General features: G+C 60.0%; 16 protein-coding genes. 7 read left to right on the forward strand and 9 right to left on the reverse strand.

Features of this window, described 5'->3' with window-relative positions; genetic code table 11:
• Positions 1-41: 41 nt before the first annotated feature.
• Together ACMXYJ_RS01215 and ACMXYJ_RS01220 are read right to left on the reverse strand one after the other, a co-directional pair.
• Complete coding sequence (locus tag ACMXYJ_RS01215; RefSeq protein ID WP_415758507.1) at positions 42-809, reverse strand: TerC family protein; 768 nt, start codon at positions 807-809, stop codon at positions 42-44.
• An 85-nt stretch (positions 810-894) separates the two neighbouring features.
• Positions 895-2202: a CitMHS family transporter gene (locus ACMXYJ_RS01220; protein WP_415758508.1), complete on the reverse strand. Its 1308-nt coding sequence runs from the start codon at positions 2200-2202 to the stop codon at positions 895-897.
• 319 nt (positions 2203-2521) lie between these two features.
• Between ACMXYJ_RS01220 and ACMXYJ_RS01225 the strand changes: the two genes are divergently transcribed.
• Positions 2522-2923 (forward strand): GFA family protein, encoded by a 402-nt coding sequence (locus ACMXYJ_RS01225; RefSeq protein ID WP_415758509.1) that lies wholly within the window; start codon positions 2522-2524, stop codon positions 2921-2923.
• Positions 2924-2928: 5 nt separating this feature from the next.
• Here the strand turns inward: ACMXYJ_RS01225 and ACMXYJ_RS01230 are convergent, their stop codons facing one another.
• Positions 2929-3255, reverse strand: coding sequence for a DOPA 4,5-dioxygenase family protein (locus ACMXYJ_RS01230; RefSeq protein WP_415758510.1), 327 nt, complete (start codon positions 3253-3255; stop codon positions 2929-2931).
• A gap of 82 nt (positions 3256-3337) precedes the next feature.
• On the opposite strand from ACMXYJ_RS01230, the gene ACMXYJ_RS01235 reads away from it, so the two are divergent.
• On the forward strand, positions 3338-4009 hold the full coding sequence (locus tag ACMXYJ_RS01235; protein WP_415758511.1) for an NAD(P)-dependent oxidoreductase: 672 nt from the start codon (positions 3338-3340) through the stop codon (positions 4007-4009).
• Here ACMXYJ_RS01235 and ACMXYJ_RS01240 read toward each other — a convergent pair.
• Positions 3996-4946: a choline sulfate utilization transcriptional regulator gene (locus ACMXYJ_RS01240; protein WP_095126794.1), complete on the reverse strand. Its 951-nt coding sequence runs from the start codon at positions 4944-4946 to the stop codon at positions 3996-3998. The genes ACMXYJ_RS01235 and ACMXYJ_RS01240 overlap by 14 nt on opposite strands.
• Before the next feature lie 114 nt (positions 4947-5060).
• On the opposite strand from ACMXYJ_RS01240, the gene betC reads away from it, so the two are divergent.
• The 3 genes from betC to ACMXYJ_RS01255 all read left to right on the forward strand — a co-directional run bounded on the left by betC (position 5061) and on the right by ACMXYJ_RS01255 (position 9172).
• The gene (betC, locus tag ACMXYJ_RS01245) at positions 5061-6575 is read left to right on the forward strand and encodes a choline-sulfatase (protein ID WP_415758512.1); all 1515 of its coding nucleotides are present in this window, start codon (positions 5061-5063) and stop codon (positions 6573-6575) included.
• 16 nt (positions 6576-6591) lie between these two features.
• Positions 6592-7512 carry a choline ABC transporter substrate-binding protein gene (gene choX / locus ACMXYJ_RS01250; RefSeq protein ID WP_415758513.1) on the forward strand — a complete coding sequence of 307 codons (921 nt, stop codon included), beginning with the start codon at positions 6592-6594 and terminating at the stop codon, positions 7510-7512.
• A gap of 91 nt (positions 7513-7603) precedes the next feature.
• On the forward strand, positions 7604-9172 hold the full coding sequence (locus ACMXYJ_RS01255) for a SulP family inorganic anion transporter (RefSeq protein ID WP_415758514.1): 1569 nt from the start codon (positions 7604-7606) through the stop codon (positions 9170-9172).
• A gap of 116 nt (positions 9173-9288) precedes the next feature.
• On the opposite strand, the gene aroE is transcribed toward ACMXYJ_RS01255, so the two are convergent.
• The gene (gene aroE, locus ACMXYJ_RS01260; RefSeq protein WP_415758515.1) at positions 9289-10110 is read right to left on the reverse strand and encodes a shikimate dehydrogenase; all 822 of its coding nucleotides are present in this window, start codon (positions 10108-10110) and stop codon (positions 9289-9291) included.
• Between the two features lie 13 nt (positions 10111-10123).
• On the reverse strand, positions 10124-11038 hold the full coding sequence (gene hemF, locus ACMXYJ_RS01265) for an oxygen-dependent coproporphyrinogen oxidase (RefSeq protein ID WP_415758516.1): 915 nt from the start codon (positions 11036-11038) through the stop codon (positions 10124-10126).
• A 163-nt stretch (positions 11039-11201) separates the two neighbouring features.
• Between hemF and ACMXYJ_RS01270 the strand changes: the two genes are divergently transcribed.
• On the forward strand, positions 11202-12179 hold the full coding sequence (locus ACMXYJ_RS01270; protein ID WP_415758517.1) for an NADPH:quinone reductase: 978 nt from the start codon (positions 11202-11204) through the stop codon (positions 12177-12179).
• 113 nt (positions 12180-12292) lie between these two features.
• On the opposite strand, the gene ACMXYJ_RS01275 is transcribed toward ACMXYJ_RS01270, so the two are convergent.
• The 3 genes from ACMXYJ_RS01275 to ACMXYJ_RS01285 form a co-directional block, all read right to left on the reverse strand.
• Positions 12293-12850, reverse strand: coding sequence for an L-threonylcarbamoyladenylate synthase (locus ACMXYJ_RS01275; RefSeq protein ID WP_056738480.1), 558 nt, complete (start codon positions 12848-12850; stop codon positions 12293-12295).
• Positions 12851-12904: 54 nt separating this feature from the next.
• Positions 12905-14005, reverse strand: coding sequence for a DNA-processing protein DprA (gene dprA, locus ACMXYJ_RS01280; protein WP_415758518.1), 1101 nt, complete (start codon positions 14003-14005; stop codon positions 12905-12907).
• A 79-nt stretch (positions 14006-14084) separates the two neighbouring features.
• Positions 14085-15110 (reverse strand): LysM peptidoglycan-binding domain-containing protein, encoded by a 1026-nt coding sequence (locus tag ACMXYJ_RS01285; protein WP_415758519.1) that lies wholly within the window; start codon positions 15108-15110, stop codon positions 14085-14087.
• A 172-nt stretch (positions 15111-15282) separates the two neighbouring features.
• Between ACMXYJ_RS01285 and def the strand changes: the two genes are divergently transcribed.
• Complete coding sequence (gene def, locus ACMXYJ_RS01290; RefSeq protein ID WP_008155676.1) at positions 15283-15789, forward strand: peptide deformylase; 507 nt, start codon at positions 15283-15285, stop codon at positions 15787-15789.
• Positions 15790-15819 lie beyond the last annotated feature (30 nt).

Genomic DNA, 15819 nt, shown 5'->3' on the forward strand with positions numbered 1-15819 from the left:
TTTTGTGCACTGGCTGACACCAGCCAGTGCACAGGCTCGGGTTATTGACCCGGAATGTCCTTGCGCAGTTTCACCGGGTCCTGCTGTTTGCGCTTTTTCGCCATCGCGGTGCGCATCTTGATGTTGATCGCTTCCACCGCCAGCGAGAACGCCATGGCGAAGTAGACGTAGCCTTTTGGCACGTGAACGTCCAAGGACTCAGCAATCAGCACAGTACCGACGATCAACAGGAACGACAGCGCCAGCATCTTCAGCGACGGGTGCTTGTCGATGAACTCGCTGATGGTGCCCGAAGCCCACATCATCACCAGCACGGCAACCACGATCGCCGCGACCATGACCGGTACGTGGGACACCATGCCCACAGCAGTGATGACCGAGTCCAGCGAGAACACGATGTCGATAATTGCGATCTGAATGATGGTGTAGAGGAAGTTGCCGCCCTTGCCGCCCGGCTCCTCATTGGTTTCGTCTTCACCTTCCAGCGCGTGGTACATCTCTTGCGAGCTCTTCCACAGCAGGAACAGGCCACCAAAGAACAGGATCAGGTCTCGCCCGGAAATGCCCTGGCCGAACACTTCGAACAAGTCGGCGGTAAGGCGCATGACCCAGGTGATCGACAGCAGCAACAGGATCCGCGTAACCATGGCCAGTGCCAGGCCGAAAATCCGGGTGCGCTGCTGCATGTGCTTGGGCATGCGGCTGACCAGGATCGAAATCATGATGATGTTATCGATACCCAGGACGATTTCCAGGGCGGTCAGGGTGAAGAAGGCAACCCAGATTTCAGGGTTGGTCAGCCATTCCATGTGTATTCCTTTGTGCGAGTGTTAAACCACGAAGGGCCCAGGCTTCAAACAACAAAGCCTGGACCCGTCATGGTGAGTCTTGGGCTTATAGAGTGCTGAACAGCGGAAAAATCCCCATCAGCAAAGCGGCAATCAGTATGCACATGCAAACCAGCACTGCCCACTTCAGGGTAAAACGCTGGTGATCACCGAAGTCGATACCGGCCAGGGCCACCAACAGATAGGTCGATGGTACCAGCGGGCTCAGCAAGTGGACGGGCTGACCGACGATCGAGGCACGTGCCATTTCAACCGCGGTTATACCGTAATGGCTGGCGGCTTCCGCAAGTACCGGTAACACGCCGTAATAAAATGCATCGTTCGACATAAAGAATGTGAACGGCATGCTCACCAGTGCAGTAATCACCGCCAGGTACGGGCCGAGGAAGTCCGGGATGACCGCCAACAGGCTTTTCGACATCGCATCGACCATGCCGGTGCCCGTCAGGATACCGGTGAAGATACCGGCCGCGAAGATCAAACCGACCACCGCCAGCACGCTACCGGCGTGGGCCGCGACGCGATCCTTCTGTTGTTGCAGGCACGGGTAGTTGACGATCATCGCGATGCTGAAAGCCACCATGAACAGCACCGGCAGCGGCAACAGACCGGCAGCCAGGGTGCACATCAGGGCCAGGGTCAGGGCGCCGTTGAACCAGATCAACTTCGGACGACGGGCATCCGGGAATTGCGAAACGCTGATTTCACTGTGGTCGATTTCATCGCCCACCAGGTGCAGCTCACCCAGGCGCGCACGTTCACGCTTGCCGTAGAAGTAGGCAATCGCGAGGATGGCCAGCACCCCGAAAGCCATCGCCGGAATCATCGGTACGAAGATGTCGGACGGGTCCACATGCAGCGCACTGGCCGCACGAGCGGTCGGGCCGCCCCATGGCGTCATGTTCATCACGCCACCGGCGAGGATGATCAGGCCAGCCATGATCCGCGGGCTCATGCCGATACGGGCGTAGAGCGGCAGCATGGCGGCCACGCAGATCATATAAGTGGTCGCGCCGTCACCATCGAGGGAGACGACGAGCGCCAGTACGGCGGTGCCGACCGAAACTTTCAACGGGTCGCCCTTGACCATTTTGAGGATCTTGCGCACGGCCGGGTCGAACAGGCCGGAGTCGATCATCAGGGCGAAGTACAGAATGGCGAACATCAGCATCACACCGGTCGGTGCGAGCTTGGTGATGCCTTCGAGCATCATCGGGCCGATCTTCGGCGCAAAACCACCGAACAGCGCGAACAGGATCGGGATGATGATCAGAGCGATCAGCGCGGACAGGCGCTTGGTCATGATCAGGAACATGAACGTGATGACCATGGCAAAGCCAAGGAAAGTCAGCATGGGAATACTCCAGGCATAGCGCGGCTAGGGAATGGGCGAACCGGGTGGGTCAGCGCAGAACGGGAAGCACGAGGCGTATGGGCGGAGTGACAGCGAAGCGGCGGGTAGAAGAGGACATCAGGATCACCATTGTTGTTGTTAAATGGGCTGTGCGAGCGATAAAACACTGGCATTGGCCGACCGGTCTGTTGCCGGTAGTGGGGGCGATCCTAATCGGGGAAGCTTTCACCCAGCTTTCGCGGATGAAAGCATTGACCAGATGTGCAACCGGTCGTCGGACGGGTTTCAAGTCCCTGAACACAGGGCAGGAGGACAAAACATGGCCGAAATTCATACGGGCGGCTGCCACTGCGGACATCTGCGCTATCAATTCAGCGGGCCTTTGCACGATATCGCCCACTGTCATTGTTCGATTTGCCGACGGGTCAGCGGCGGGATCGTGACCACCTGGATCACCGTGCCCGCGTCAGCCTTTGAATGGGTGAAAGGAACACCAGCGCAGTACAACTCTTCAACACCCTGCGTGCGGTATTTCTGCGGCAACTGTGGGGCGCAACTGGCGCTGATAACGCAGCTGAGCCCGGACAGCATCGACGTGACCATCGCCACCCTCGATCATCCCGAGCAGGCACCCGCCGAAAAACATATCTGGACTGACAACCGACTGCCGTGGCTGCATCTGGATGAACATTTGCCCGGCGAAGCTGAGGAACAGTTGTAAACTGATCAAAAAATAGACAGATCCAGTGGCCGAATCGCGCCCATCCAGATGGCGTGCTCGGTGTGGTCGAGCAGATCGTCGCCGGTGTCCGGGTGCAGGAACACCACCAAACCCTTGCGGTTGAGCGCAAGCCAGGGCAGCACGTCGCCGATGTATTGCGGCTCGAAAGCCAACTGGCAGCTCCAGTCCGGATGCGGACCCACCGGTCGTTCATGGACGCGGCCCATCTTCACTGGAAACAGTTGCGCCGCCTGCTCACACAAGGCTCGCGCCTGAGCAAGGGTGCTGGCGTCGAAGTAGACATGGGCGTGGTAGCCCTTGATCCGCTGCATTTGAAACCCTCTGAACCGAGTCGAACCGGCGTTGTTTCCCACAGGTCACACGCCATAGAGACAGGAAGAACGGAGCACGGCCATGAAAAATGCCGAAACCCCGGTGGTGAAAGTGGTGCTTTATGGTGCCATGAGTAGCCTGGGCAGTGCGCTGATGGCTGAAATGCTAAGGCGCCAACATGAAGTAATCGCGATTCTCGATGACCTGACGGCCCTCGCGCCGCGCCCGGGATTGCGGACCAAGACCGGCGATTTGTTCGACGCCAAGCGGGTCAAGCAGAGTGTCGCCGGGTGTTCGGCGGTGATCTGTCTGCTGGATGCACCCGGGTTGCCGATGAACAGCGAGCACGTGGAAAAATCCATCGTACCTGGCCCGGTCGAGCAAGTGCTGGCGGTGGATGCTCTGATCGATGGCATGCAGGCCTCAGGGATTGCCCGGCTGTTTCTGGTCGGAGATTTCGAGGCACTGGACGATCCGGAGATAGAAGATCGACTGCAACGCCACGCCGCCGAAGAAATCCGCGAGGCCCTGCAAAGCAGCACCCTGCACTGGACGCTGGTGAATACGCCGCGCGGGGTGCCCGGGCTGACCATCGAGCATTTCAGCCACGTCAGCAGCAGCCTGGAGCCGGGCCTCGCCGAACCGCTTGAACAGTTGAGCCGGGCGGCGGTCGGAATTGCCGATGAGTTGCGGTTGAACCTGCATGTCGGCGAACACGTGACCTTCGTCGCCACCGAGGCTATACAGCGATAGACGGCAGCGGCAGGCCATTCAACGATTGCGCACTGCTGGCCTGCTCAGCCATCAGCCAGTCCACAAACTGTTGAATCAGCGCACCACGCCGTTTCCGCTGGGGCAGGACCACGTAATAGCCGAGCCTGGAAATCACCGTTTCCGCAATCGGTCGACACAACAAACCTTGCGCCAGCAAGTTATCCACAAGGTGCCGCCATCCAATCGCCACGCCCTGGCCGCCAATCGCCGCTTGAATCAGCAGCGTGTAATTGTCGAAGCGCAATTGCCCAGGCGCAGGTGCCGAAGCGATCCCCAGCTCACGAAACACGCCGCTCCAGTCGAACCAGTTGCTGCTGTTTTCGCCTCGAAGGTGCAGCAGCGGGAACTCGAGCAATGACTGGGAGGGCAAGGGCAGGGGACGATCCTTCAACAGCAGCGGGCTGCACACCGGAAATACTTCCTCGCTGAACAGCCAATGGCTTTCGCCCTGCTTGAATCGGCCATCACCAAACAAAACCGCCACATCAATATCGGTGCGCAGCATATTGAGGCTGCGTTCGCTGGTGACCAGGCTGACGTCCACTTGAGGATTGGCGGCATGAAAGCGGTGCAGGCGCGGCATCAGCCAATACGCGGCGAAGGCAAAATCGGTGGCGACCTGCAACACTTCATGCTGATGCTGTGCGCTGATCGCACTCAATCCTGCGTCGATGTTCTGCAATCCGAGCTGAACCTGCTCAAACAGGATCGTCCCGGCCTCGGTCAGCTCGATGCCGCGATAGATCCGGTCGAACAGCCGTGTCCCGAGTTGTTCTTCCAGCCGTTTGATCTGTTGGCTGATAGCCGGTTGCGTGGTGCCGAGCTCCACCGCTGCAGCCGTGAAGCTGCGCTGACGGGCCGCTGCTTCAAAAGCACGAAGTAAATCCAGAGACAAATCACCAAGGGCGTCATACATAAGCTGTGCTTATCCTAGTCATTGCCGCGCATGGGCTTTACCACAAATTGCATGGGCTACATGCTCGATCGCAGCACTCTCGCATAAATATTCACTATGGAATGCCGCGATCACATGAAGCGCAAGAATATTCTTTTCATCATGGCCGATCAGATGGCCGCGCCAATGTTGCCGTTCTACGGCCCTTCGCCCATCAAACTGCCGAATCTCAGCCGCCTCGCCGCCGAAGGTGTGGTGTTCGACGCCGCGTATTGCAACAGCCCACTGTGCGCGCCGTCGCGTTTTACCCTGGTCAGCGGTCAGTTGCCGAGCAAGATCGGCGCCTACGACAACGCGGCCGATTTCCCCGCCGATGTACCGACTTATGCCCACTACCTGCGTCGACTCGGCTACCGCACCGCGCTGTCGGGCAAGATGCATTTCTGCGGCCCGGATCAGCTGCACGGCTATGAGGAACGCCTGACCAGCGACATCTACCCGGCCGATTACGGTTGGTCTGTGAACTGGGACGAGCCGGACGTGCGTCCAACCTGGTTTCACAACATGTCATCGGTGCTGCAGGCCGGGCCGTGCGTACGCACCAATCAGCTGGATTTCGACGAAGAGGTGGTGTTCAAGGCCCAACAGTATTTGTTCGATCACATCCGGGAAGACGGCGATCAGCCGTTCTGCCTGACCGTTTCGATGACTCACCCACACGACCCGTACACCATTCCCAAGGCTTTCTGGGATATGTACGACGACGCCGACATCCCGTTGCCCGAAACCCCGGCGCAGACCGAACTTGATCCGCACTCCCAGCGTTTGCTCAAGGTTTACGACCTGTGGGACAAACCGCTGCCTGTGGATAAGATTCGTGATGCGCGCCGGGCGTACTTCGGTGCGTGCAGCTATATCGATAGTAACGTCGGCAAACTCCTGCAAACACTCGAGGAAACCGGCCTGATCGATGACACCATCATCGTATTCTCCGGCGACCACGGCGACATGCTCGGCGAGCGTGGGCTCTGGTACAAAATGCATTGGTACGAAATGGCCGCCCGCGTGCCGCTGTTGATCAGTGCGCCGGGGCAGTTCGGGGCTGGCCGGGTCAGCGCGGCGGTCTCCACTGCCGATCTGTTGCCGACCTTCGTCGAACTGGCCGGCGGTTCGCTGGAGCCGGGGCTGCCGCTGGATGGCCGCTCTCTGGTCTCGCACCTGCAAGGGCAGGGCGGTCATGACGAAGTCTTCGGCGAATACATGGCTGAAGGCACCATCAGCCCGCTGATGATGATTCGCCGCGGCGCCTACAAATTCATCTACAGCGAAGACGATCCTTGCCTGCTCTTCGATGTACACAACGACCCGCGTGAACAGGAAGAACTCAGCCAATCGCCGCAACATCGGCCGCTTTTCGATGAATTTCTCGCCGAAGCCCGGGCCAAATGGGATATCCCCGCGATCCATCAACAAGTACTCGCCAGCCAACGGCGCCGACGTTTTGTCGCCGAGGCGTTAACCCTCGGCAAGCTAAAGAGCTGGGATCACCAGCCGCTGGTGGACGCCAGTCAGCAGTACATGCGCAACCACATCGACCTCGACGATCTGGAGCGTAAAGCACGTTATCCACAACCCTGCCAAAACCAATAATGTTAAGGGGAATGCCATGCGTAGGTTATCCACAGCAATGACGGTCGGGCTTCTGGCTCTGGGCAGTGCATCGGCCTATGCCGATCAGAGTTGCGAGACGGTGAAAATGGCCGACCCTGGCTGGAGCGACATCGCCGCGACCAACGCCATCACCGGGTTTCTGCTGGACGGCATGGGCTACAAGGCCAAGGTCGACACGCTGGCGGTGCCGATCACCTTTGGCGGCTTGAAGGATGGTCAGGTCGACGTGTTTCTGGGTAACTGGATGCCGGCGCAGCAGGGTTTCTACGACAAGTTCGTGGCCACCGGCGATGTCACGCAATTGGCGAAGAACCTCGACGGCACCGAATTCACCCTCGCGGTCCCGGATTACGTCTGGGATGCGGGTGTGCATAACTTTTCCGACCTGAACAAATACGCCGACAAGTTCGACAAGAAGATCTACGGCATCGGCTCCGGCGCTCCCGCCAACATCTCCTTGCAGGAAATCATCAAGAAGAACGACTTCGACATGGGCCAGTGGAAACTGGTCGAGTCCAGCGAGCAGGCCATGCTGGCGGAAGTGTCTCGCGCGGTGAAAAAACAGAAGTTCGTGACCTTCCTCGGCTGGACCCCGCACCCGATGAACGTGCAACTGAAAATGCACTACCTCAAGGGCGGCGAGAAGTACTTCGGCGACACCGGCAGCGTTCACACCCTGACCCGCAAAGGTTATGCACAGGCCTGCCCGAACGTCGGCAAACTGCTCACCAACCTGAGTTTCACCCAGGACATGGAGAACAGCATCATGGCCGACGTGGTGAACAAGAAAGTCAGCAATGCTGATGCGGCCAAGGCGTGGATCAAGGCTAATCCGGCGGTACTGGATAAGTGGCTGGACGGGGTGAAGACAGTGGATGGGAAGGATGCGTTGGGGGCGGTGAAAGCCAAACTCTGAACCCTCGCCACCGATCGTTCCCACGCTCTGCGTGGGAACGATCAACGGCTAGTCCTGCTACCCTTGCGCAAAATCCCACCCGAGAGGACCCATGGCCTTCCCAAGCCGCCATTCGCTCTTCCCCTTCCTCAGCTGGATGCCCCGGCAAACCCGCGCCAGCGTCGGTCGTGATCTGATCGTCGGCCTCAGCGGTGCGATTCTCGCGTTGCCGCAATCCATTGCCTACGCGCTGATCGCCGGTCTCCCACCTGAATACGGTCTGTACGCAGCGATTATCCCGGTGCTGATCGCCTGTCTCTGGGGTTCTTCGTGGCACTTGATCTGCGGTCCTACGGCGGCAATTTCTATTGTCTTGTACGCCAGCGTCAGTCCGCTGGCCGTTCCTGCGTCAGAGGACTACGTCACCCTGATCCTGTTGCTGACGCTGCTGGCCGGCATTTTCCAGTGGCTGCTCGGTTTGCTGCGCTTCGGCGCCTTGGTGAATTTCGTCTCGCACTCGGTGGTGCTGGGTTTCACCCTCGGCGCGGCGGTGGTGATTGCCATCGGCCAACTGCCGAATCTGTTGGGGCTGGAATTGCCCAACCAGGCAACAGCGCTGAACAGCTTGATGATGCTGTTCAGTCACCTCGGCGAAGTGGATAAACCGTCGCTAATGCTGGGCCTGGCGACGGTCGTCGTGGGCGTGATCCTCAAATTGCTCCTGCCGCGCTGGCCAACGCTGTTGATCACCCTGGCGCTGAGCGGATTGCTGGTCTGGTTCTGGCCATCGATGCTCGGCCATGTGAAGTTGGTCAGCGCATTTGTCGGCCGACTGCCGCCCTTAAGCCCATTGCCGCTGGATCTGGACCTGATTCTGCGCTTGCTACCCAGCGCGGTGGCGGTGGGCATGCTCGGGCTGGTCACCAGTCTGTCGATTGCCCGCTCCTTGTCGGCCCGCTCCCAGCAGTTGCTCGACGCCAATCAGGAAGTCCGCGCCCAGGGTTTATCGAACATGGTCGGTGCGTTTTTTTCCGGATCGCTGTCAGCCGGCTCCTTCACCCGCTCGGGCTTGAGCTACGAAGCAGGTGCCTGCTCGCCAATGGCCGGGGTTTTTTCGGCGGTGTGGGTGGCGCTGTTCGCCATCTTCGGTGCGAATTTGATCGCGCACATTCCAATCCCGGCCATGGCCGGCAGCATTCTGTTGATCGCTTGGGGGCTGGTGGATCATCGCGGCATTCGCGCGTTGTTGCGGGTCAGCCGCGCCGAGTTCCTGGTCATGGCGCTGACCTGTGTCGCCACGCTGCTGCTGGAATTGCAGACCGCGATCTACGCCGGGGTGCTGGCCTCGCTGTTCTTCTACCTCAAACGCACCTCGCAACCGCGGGTTCAGCATTGGCGAGATGGGGATGAAGACATTCTGCGGGTTGGCGGTTCGATCTTTTTTGGCGCCAGCCATTACCTGCAAGTACGCCTGCAACGGATGCACGGCGCGCGCGTGGTGATCGAGGCGCAACAGATCAACTTCATCGACTATTCAGGCGTGGAGATGCTGCATCAGGAAGCGCGACGGCTGCTGCGGCAGGATCGCAGCCTGACCCTGCGGCGCGCGCGGCCGCAGGTGGTGGAAGAGTTGCGGAAGCTGGAAGGGGCGGAGAAATGCCCGATCCGGTTTGAGGACTGATCCGAAATCGGTGTCGCGGCCATTCGCGAGCAAGCCCGCTCCCACATTTGATCTGTGGCGTTCACAAAACCAATGTGGGAGCGGCGGTGCGACGATTCGACTTGCTCGCGAAGCTTTTAACGGGCCAATTGGCGGCGAAGCTCGGCGAGCACCGGCGCGGTGTCCGGGCGTACGCCGCGCCACAGGAAGAAAGCCTCTGCCGCTTGTTCCGCGAGCATCCCCAAGCCATCCATCGACACCGCCGCGCCATGTTCACTGGCCCAACGGCAGAACGAGGTCGGCTCCTTGCCGTACATCATGTCGTAGCACACGGTCTTGCCCGGCTCGATCAAACTGCTGGCAATCGGCGGTACATCCCCTGACAGACTGGCGGACGTCGCGTTGATGATCAGGTCCACCGACTCCTTCAACCAATCAAAACCACTGGCTGACACCGGCCCCAGGTCCGCGAACAATTCAGCCAACAGTTCGGCTTTTTCCACCGTGCGGTTGGCGATAATGACCGAGGCGGGTTGCTCGGCCAGCAATGGCTCCAGCGCACCGCGCACTGCGCCGCCAGCACCGAGCAGCAGGATGCGTTTGCCCTTGAGGCTGAAACCGGCATTGACCGTCAGGTCCCGCACCAGTCCGGCGCCATCGGTGTTGTCGCCCAGCAGGCTGCCATCGGCCAGTTTGCTCAACGTGTTCACTGCACCAGCCCGCTGCGCCCGCGCCGTCAGACTGTTCGCCAGCCGATAGGCCTCTTCCTTGAACGGCACCGTCACATTTGCCCCGCGACCTTCGAGGAAAAACGTCCGGGCGCAGGTGGAAAAATCGTCGAGGGGCGCCAGCAACGTGCTGTAGTCCAGCTTTTGAGCCGTCTGCTCGGCGAACAGACGGTGGATCAGCGGCGACTTGCTGTGGCCAATCGGGTTACCGAATACGACGTAACGGTCCATCAGAATTCCTCGTTCAGGCCTTGGCCAACCAATCGCGGTCTTGCAGGAAGTACTCGGTCAGCCGTGCTTCTTCGCTGCCCGGCTCGGCTTTCCAGTCGTAGCTCCAGCGTACTTGCGGTGGCAGAGACATCAGGATCGACTCGGTACGCCCGCCCGATTGCAGACCGAACAGCGTGCCGCGGTCGTAGACCAGGTTGAATTCAACGTAGCGCCCACGGCGGAACTCCTGGAATTCACGCTGTTTGGCGGTAAACGCATCATTTTTGCGGCGCTGCACGATCGGCAGGTAGGCGTCGATGAACGCGTCACCGATGGCGCGCATGAAAGCGAAGCTGGTGTCGAAGTCCCACTCGTTCAAGTCATCGAAGAACAGGCCGCCGATGCCGCGCGGCTCGTGGCGATGCTTGATGTGGAAATAGCTGTCGCACCAGGCCTTGTAGCGCGAATAAACATCCGGACCGAACGGCGCGCAGGCCTGCTCGGCGACGCGGTGCCAATGCACGCAGTCTTCTTCATTACCGTAATAAGGCGTCAGATCAAAGCCGCCACCGAACCACCAGACCGGTTCTTCACCCTCTTTTTCAGCGATGAAAAAGCGCACGTTGGCGTGGGACGTCGGCACATACGGGTTGTGCGGATGAATGACCAAAGAAACGCCGAGGGCTTCAAAGCCACGGCCGGCCAGCTCTGGCCGATGGGCGCTGGCGGACGGTGGGAGACCGCTGCCGAAGACGTGGGAAAAGTTGACGCCGCCCTTTTCGATGACCGCGCCGTTTTCGATCACCCGGGTGCGGCCGCCACCACCGGCAGTCCGGGTCCAGGCGTCTTCGACGAACTGCGTGCCGCCGTCTTCAGCTTCGAGGGCCGCGCAAATGCGGTCTTGCAGGTCGAGCAGGTAGGCTTTTACGGCCTCGGTGCGGGTCGTCATGTCATCACCTTGAATCGGGCAAAGCTACGCGGCGCTCCATGGGAGCGGGGGCGGCGCAAATGGGCGCGTAGCATAACATCGCAGATGGACCTGCCGCAGTTGACGAAGATCATGGTTAGGAGTCCGATAGGGAGCTTCGCAAGACGACCTAAGGAGAGTTCTGATGGCTAAGCGTATCCAGTTCCGCGCCCATGGCGGCCCTGAAGTGCTTGAGTATGTCGATTACCAACCCGCCGAGCCTGGCCCGCAACAGGTTCGCGTGACCAACAAGGCCATCGGCCTGAATTTCATCGACACCTATTACCGCAGCGGTCTCTATGCGCCGCCAGCCCTGCCATCGGGCGTGGGCTCGGAAGGCGCGGGCGTGGTCGAGGCGGTGGGCAGTGAAGTCACCCGGTTCAAGGTCGGTGATCGCGTGGCATATGGCAGCGGTCCGTTGGGCGCCTACAGCGACGTTCACGTGTTGCCGGAGGCCAATCTGGTGCACCTGCCGGACGCGATCAGCTTCGAACAGGCCGCCGGCGTAATGCTCAAGGGCTTGACCGTTCAATACCTGCTGCGTCAGACCTATGATCTCAAGGGTGGCGAAACCATCCTGTTTCACGCTGCCGCGGGTGGCGTCGGCTCCCTGGCCTGCCAATGGGCCAAGGCGTTGGGCGTGAAGTTGATCGGCACGGTCAGTTCACCGGAGAAAGCCGCACTGGCCAAGGCCAACGGCGCTTGGGCGACCATCGACTACAGCCATGAAAACGTCGCACAGCGCGTACTGGAATTGACTGACGGGAAAAAGGTGCCGGTGGTGTACGACGGCGTGGGCAAGGACACTTGGCTGACTTCGCTTGATAGCGCGGCGCCTCGCGGTCTGGTGGTGAGCTTCGGCAATGCGTCCGGTGCGGTAGACGGGGTGAACCTGGGGATTCTGTCGGCGAAGGGTTCGTTGTACGTGACCCGGCCTACGCTCGCGACTTACGCCAACAACGCCGAGAACCTTCAGCGTATGGCGGATGAGCTGTTTGAGATGATCATCAGCGGGAAGCTGAAAGTGGACATCAGCCAGAAGTATCCCTTGGCCGAAGCGGCGAAGGCGCAGACCGAGTTGTCGGCGCGGCGCACGACTGGCTCAACTGTTTTGCTGCCTTGACGGACGCCATCGCGAGCAGGCTCGCTCCCACATTGGTTAGGTGTCGATCACAAATCCCCTGTGGGAGCGAGCTTGGTCCGGGCGGCGTTCCGACGATTGGCCGCGCCGCGGTGTCAGTCTGGGCGCACAACGTGGCCGGTCGCGAGATCCCGGATCACGCTCGGATTCTTGCGCCCACCCAGATTCCCACCCAACACGTAATCCACCTGCCCACGGAAATACTGCTCGACGCGAATCCGCGTCCGCGCCGCCGGTTGGCCCTGTGGGTTGGCCGACGTTGAAACCAACGGCCCGACCACCGCGCACAAATCCCGCACCAACGGGTGATCGCTGACCCGCAACGCCACCGTTTCATGCACGCCGGTAATCCACTGCGGCAACATATTCTGATGCGGCACCAGCCAGGTGTTCGGCCCTGGCCAGGTGCTGGCCATGCGGTCCATCCACAATTCAGGGAAGTCTTCGAAGAGGAAATCGAACTGGCGAATGTTGTCGGCCACCAGAATCAACCCTTTTTCCACCGACCGCCCCTTGATCGCCAGCAGACGATAGACCGCCTCTTCGTCCCACGGGTCGCAACCCAGACCCCAGACCGCTTCGGTTGGGTAGGCAATCACCGCGCCTGCGCGAATGGCTCGTGCGGCTTGTTGCACACGCCAACTGTTGACCATGAAAAACTCTCCGGAATAAGGCTCTGCGCAGTTTACCGATCTTCCTTATAAAACCTAGCTCACCCGCGCAAACCAGCGCCCGCTTTCGCAGACCGCACGGCCGTCCATTTCCAGCTCCGTCAGCGCTGCCAGCACTTTTGGCAGAGCCCAGCCGCTGGTGACGGACAACGCTTCACTGGTGTGGGGCGCGGCATGCAGGAGCATAAGCAACGGATGTGTCACCGCTGGTGTCGCTGTGGATAACGGCAACTGCTGCCAGCCACGCAAGGCTTCGAGGATATGCTCGATGGTTTCCACCAGCACCGCGCCGTCGCGGATCAGCTGATGACAACCCTTTGCGCCCGGGTGATGAATCGACCCTGGGATCGCATACACCTCTCGACCCTGTTCCGCCGCCAGCCTCGCGGTGATCAGCGAACCGCTGGCGATACTCGCCTCGACCACCAGCACGCCCAGGGATAAACCGCTGATGATTCGATTACGCCGGGGGAAGTTACTGGCGGTCGGTCCGGCGTCCAGCGGGAACTCCGAAAGCACCGCGCTGCCCGAGGCGATCATGGCGTCTGCCAGTCGTCGATTGCGCTGTGGATAAAACTTTTCAAGTCCCGTGCCAAGTACACCGACCGTTCGCCCGCCCACGTCCAGAGCGGCTTGATGCGCGGCGGCATCAATGCCCAGCGCCAGACCGCTGGTAATGACAAAACCGGCGCCGGCCAGACTGCGGGAAAAGGCGGCGGCGGTGTCCATGCCCGGTCGCGAAGCGCGACGGCTGCCGACCATCGCCAACTGCGGTTTTTCCAGAATGCCGGGATCGCCCGCCACAAATAACAGCGGCGGCGCATCACTGATTTCCGCCAACAGTGCCGGATAGTCAGGTTGGTCCCACATCAGTAAATGCTGGCCCGGACGCTCTAACCAGGCCAGTGCATGGCTCGCGCCATCACGGATTTCACTGGAGCGCCTGGCCTCAGCGCAAGCGAGGGGCAAACCCAACGAACGCCAGGCACTGGCCGGCGCGCTGATGGCCTTGGACGCCGAGCCGAAGGCCTCGAGCAATTTCTTGAAACGCGCAGGACCGAGTTCCGGCAGGCGATGCAAACGTAAACGAGCTTCCAGTTCCGCAGGGGAAACCGGTGCAAAAGCAGACAGCGACATGGATCATCCTTGATCGTTATGAGCCCCGTTCAAACGGGAATAAGCTGTGGATAACTCTGTTGGTAACTTGTGGAGCCTGTTAAGGATTTCGCACCTTGTCCAGCACCGCCAGGGAGCGTGATGCATTGAGCACCAGCCCGTAGCTGAGCTTGTCGTAGGTGCGGAAAACCATCAGCAAACCGGCGCGCTCATCCGGGATTTTCAGTGGCTGGCCGGTGATCCGGTCACGCACGGTCTCGCCGGTTTTCATCACCACCAACACGTTGCCTTCGGCCAGGCCATCGCGCTGGCCCTTGTTCAGCGTGACCACATCCAGCGCACCAATCTGTGTAACCCCGCGCGGCACGTCGATGATCAACCCGTTGATCTCGGTTTTTGGCGCACTGGGCATAAAGGTCGAGTTGATCGAGCGCTCTTCACCGCTGAACAAGCGGTCGCCGAGGCGGACTTCCTGGGTGGTGCGTTGCAGCGCCAGGGTGGCGACGTCGCCTTCCGTGGCCACAATCTCGCCGCCGCCGATGTCGTCGGCATTGATCCCCAAAAATTCTTTACTGACAGGATCGGTGTAGACCTTGCCCTGACGGAAGATGCCGTAGACCGGTTGGGCCGGGTCGAAGTGGCCGCGAGCGAAGATTCGGTCACCGGTGCCACTGAGCACGCGTTCGGCATCGCCGGCGACGATATAAGGCGCCTTGTCGAAGTCCTCGACCTTGTCGACGATGCGGTTGCTCAGCAGAAAGCTGTTGATCGATTGCAGCGGAATGCTCGGGATCGCATCGGCAACCGGGCTGCTGCGGATGCGTGGCGACAGCTTGATGGTGCCCCGGGAAGCGCCGCGGTTGAGGGTCAGGCGTGGCTGCCCGTTGACGTAGACCAGCGACAGCGAGTCGCCAGGGTAGATGAGATTGGGGTTTTCGATCTGTGGATTGGCTTGCCAGAGCTCCGGCCATTTCCACGGCTCACGAAGGAATTTCCCCGATATGTCCCAGAGTGTGTCACCGGATACCACGGTGTATTGCTGTGGAAAACCTTCCTTGAGTTGCACTTGCCCGTGCGCCAAACCGGCCGAGGCCAGAAGGAGCAAGGCGAGTAGTGATTTCCTCATGCGGTGAATCCCTTTATTATGTGCATTCGCGTAGAACGCCAGAGCCCTCGTGGCTCGCTCCCTACTCTTTATCAAAAAGAGACGGAAGCTACGTTTTACAACGGTAGCCTGCATCTTCGGACCCGCCAGGCCATCGACCCGACATTACCTCAAACGTGCAGCAATTAAGCTTATGGCCATTTTAGACATCCTCGAATTCCCCGATTCGCGCCTGCGCACTATCGCCAAACCTGTGGCCGTAGTGGACGACGAAGTGCGTCAGTTGGTCGATGACATGTTTGAAACAATGTATGAAGCGCCAGGCATCGGCCTCGCCGCGACCCAGGTCAACGTGCACAAACGTATCGTCGTGATGGACCTCTCCGAAGACCGCAGCGAACCACGGGTGTTCATCAACCCCGAGTTCGAAACCCTGACCGACGAGATGGAGCAATATCAGGAAGGCTGCCTCTCGGTGCCGGGCTTCTACGAAAACGTCGATCGCCCACAGAAGGTTAAAGTCAAGGCTCTGGACCGCGACGGCCAGCCTTACGAACTGATCGCCGAAGGCCTGCTCGCCGTGTGCATCCAGCATGAATGCGACCACCTGAATGGCAAATTGTTCGTCGACTACCTGTCCAATCTCAAACGCGACCGAATCAAGAAGAAACTGGAAAAGCTCCATCGCCAGAACGCTTGATGCCCTCCTTTCAAAGGCTTGCTGCGGCAA

This window comes from Pseudomonas arabinosi (assembly GCF_047758675.1).
Classification (GTDB): Bacteria; Pseudomonadota; Gammaproteobacteria; order Pseudomonadales; family Pseudomonadaceae; genus Aquipseudomonas; species Aquipseudomonas arabinosi.

Bases quoted from the DNA above. Each gene is read 5' to 3' on its own strand.
- ACMXYJ_RS01215 (WP_415758507.1), bottom strand. From the start codon at position 809: ATGGAATGGCTGACCAACCCTGAAATCTGGGTTGCCTTCTTCACCCTG.
- ACMXYJ_RS01220 (WP_415758508.1), bottom strand. From the start codon at position 2,202: ATGCTGACTTTCCTTGGCTTTGCCATGGTCATCACGTTCATGTTCCTG.
- ACMXYJ_RS01225 (WP_415758509.1), top strand. From the start codon at position 2,522: ATGGCCGAAATTCATACGGGCGGCTGCCACTGCGGACATCTGCGCTAT.
- ACMXYJ_RS01230 (WP_415758510.1), bottom strand. From the start codon at position 3,255: ATGCAGCGGATCAAGGGCTACCACGCCCATGTCTACTTCGACGCCAGC.
- ACMXYJ_RS01235 (WP_415758511.1), top strand. From the start codon at position 3,338: ATGAAAAATGCCGAAACCCCGGTGGTGAAAGTGGTGCTTTATGGTGCC.
- ACMXYJ_RS01240 (WP_095126794.1), bottom strand. From the start codon at position 4,946: ATGTATGACGCCCTTGGTGATTTGTCTCTGGATTTACTTCGTGCTTTT.
- betC (WP_415758512.1), top strand. From the start codon at position 5,061: ATGAAGCGCAAGAATATTCTTTTCATCATGGCCGATCAGATGGCCGCG.
- choX (WP_415758513.1), top strand. From the start codon at position 6,592: ATGCGTAGGTTATCCACAGCAATGACGGTCGGGCTTCTGGCTCTGGGC.
- ACMXYJ_RS01255 (WP_415758514.1), top strand. From the start codon at position 7,604: ATGGCCTTCCCAAGCCGCCATTCGCTCTTCCCCTTCCTCAGCTGGATG.
- aroE (WP_415758515.1), bottom strand. From the start codon at position 10,110: ATGGACCGTTACGTCGTATTCGGTAACCCGATTGGCCACAGCAAGTCG.
- hemF (WP_415758516.1), bottom strand. From the start codon at position 11,038: ATGACGACCCGCACCGAGGCCGTAAAAGCCTACCTGCTCGACCTGCAA.
- ACMXYJ_RS01270 (WP_415758517.1), top strand. From the start codon at position 11,202: ATGGCTAAGCGTATCCAGTTCCGCGCCCATGGCGGCCCTGAAGTGCTT.
- ACMXYJ_RS01275 (WP_056738480.1), bottom strand. From the start codon at position 12,850: ATGGTCAACAGTTGGCGTGTGCAACAAGCCGCACGAGCCATTCGCGCA.
- dprA (WP_415758518.1), bottom strand. From the start codon at position 14,005: ATGTCGCTGTCTGCTTTTGCACCGGTTTCCCCTGCGGAACTGGAAGCT.
- ACMXYJ_RS01285 (WP_415758519.1), bottom strand. From the start codon at position 15,110: ATGAGGAAATCACTACTCGCCTTGCTCCTTCTGGCCTCGGCCGGTTTG.
- def (WP_008155676.1), top strand. From the start codon at position 15,283: ATGGCCATTTTAGACATCCTCGAATTCCCCGATTCGCGCCTGCGCACT.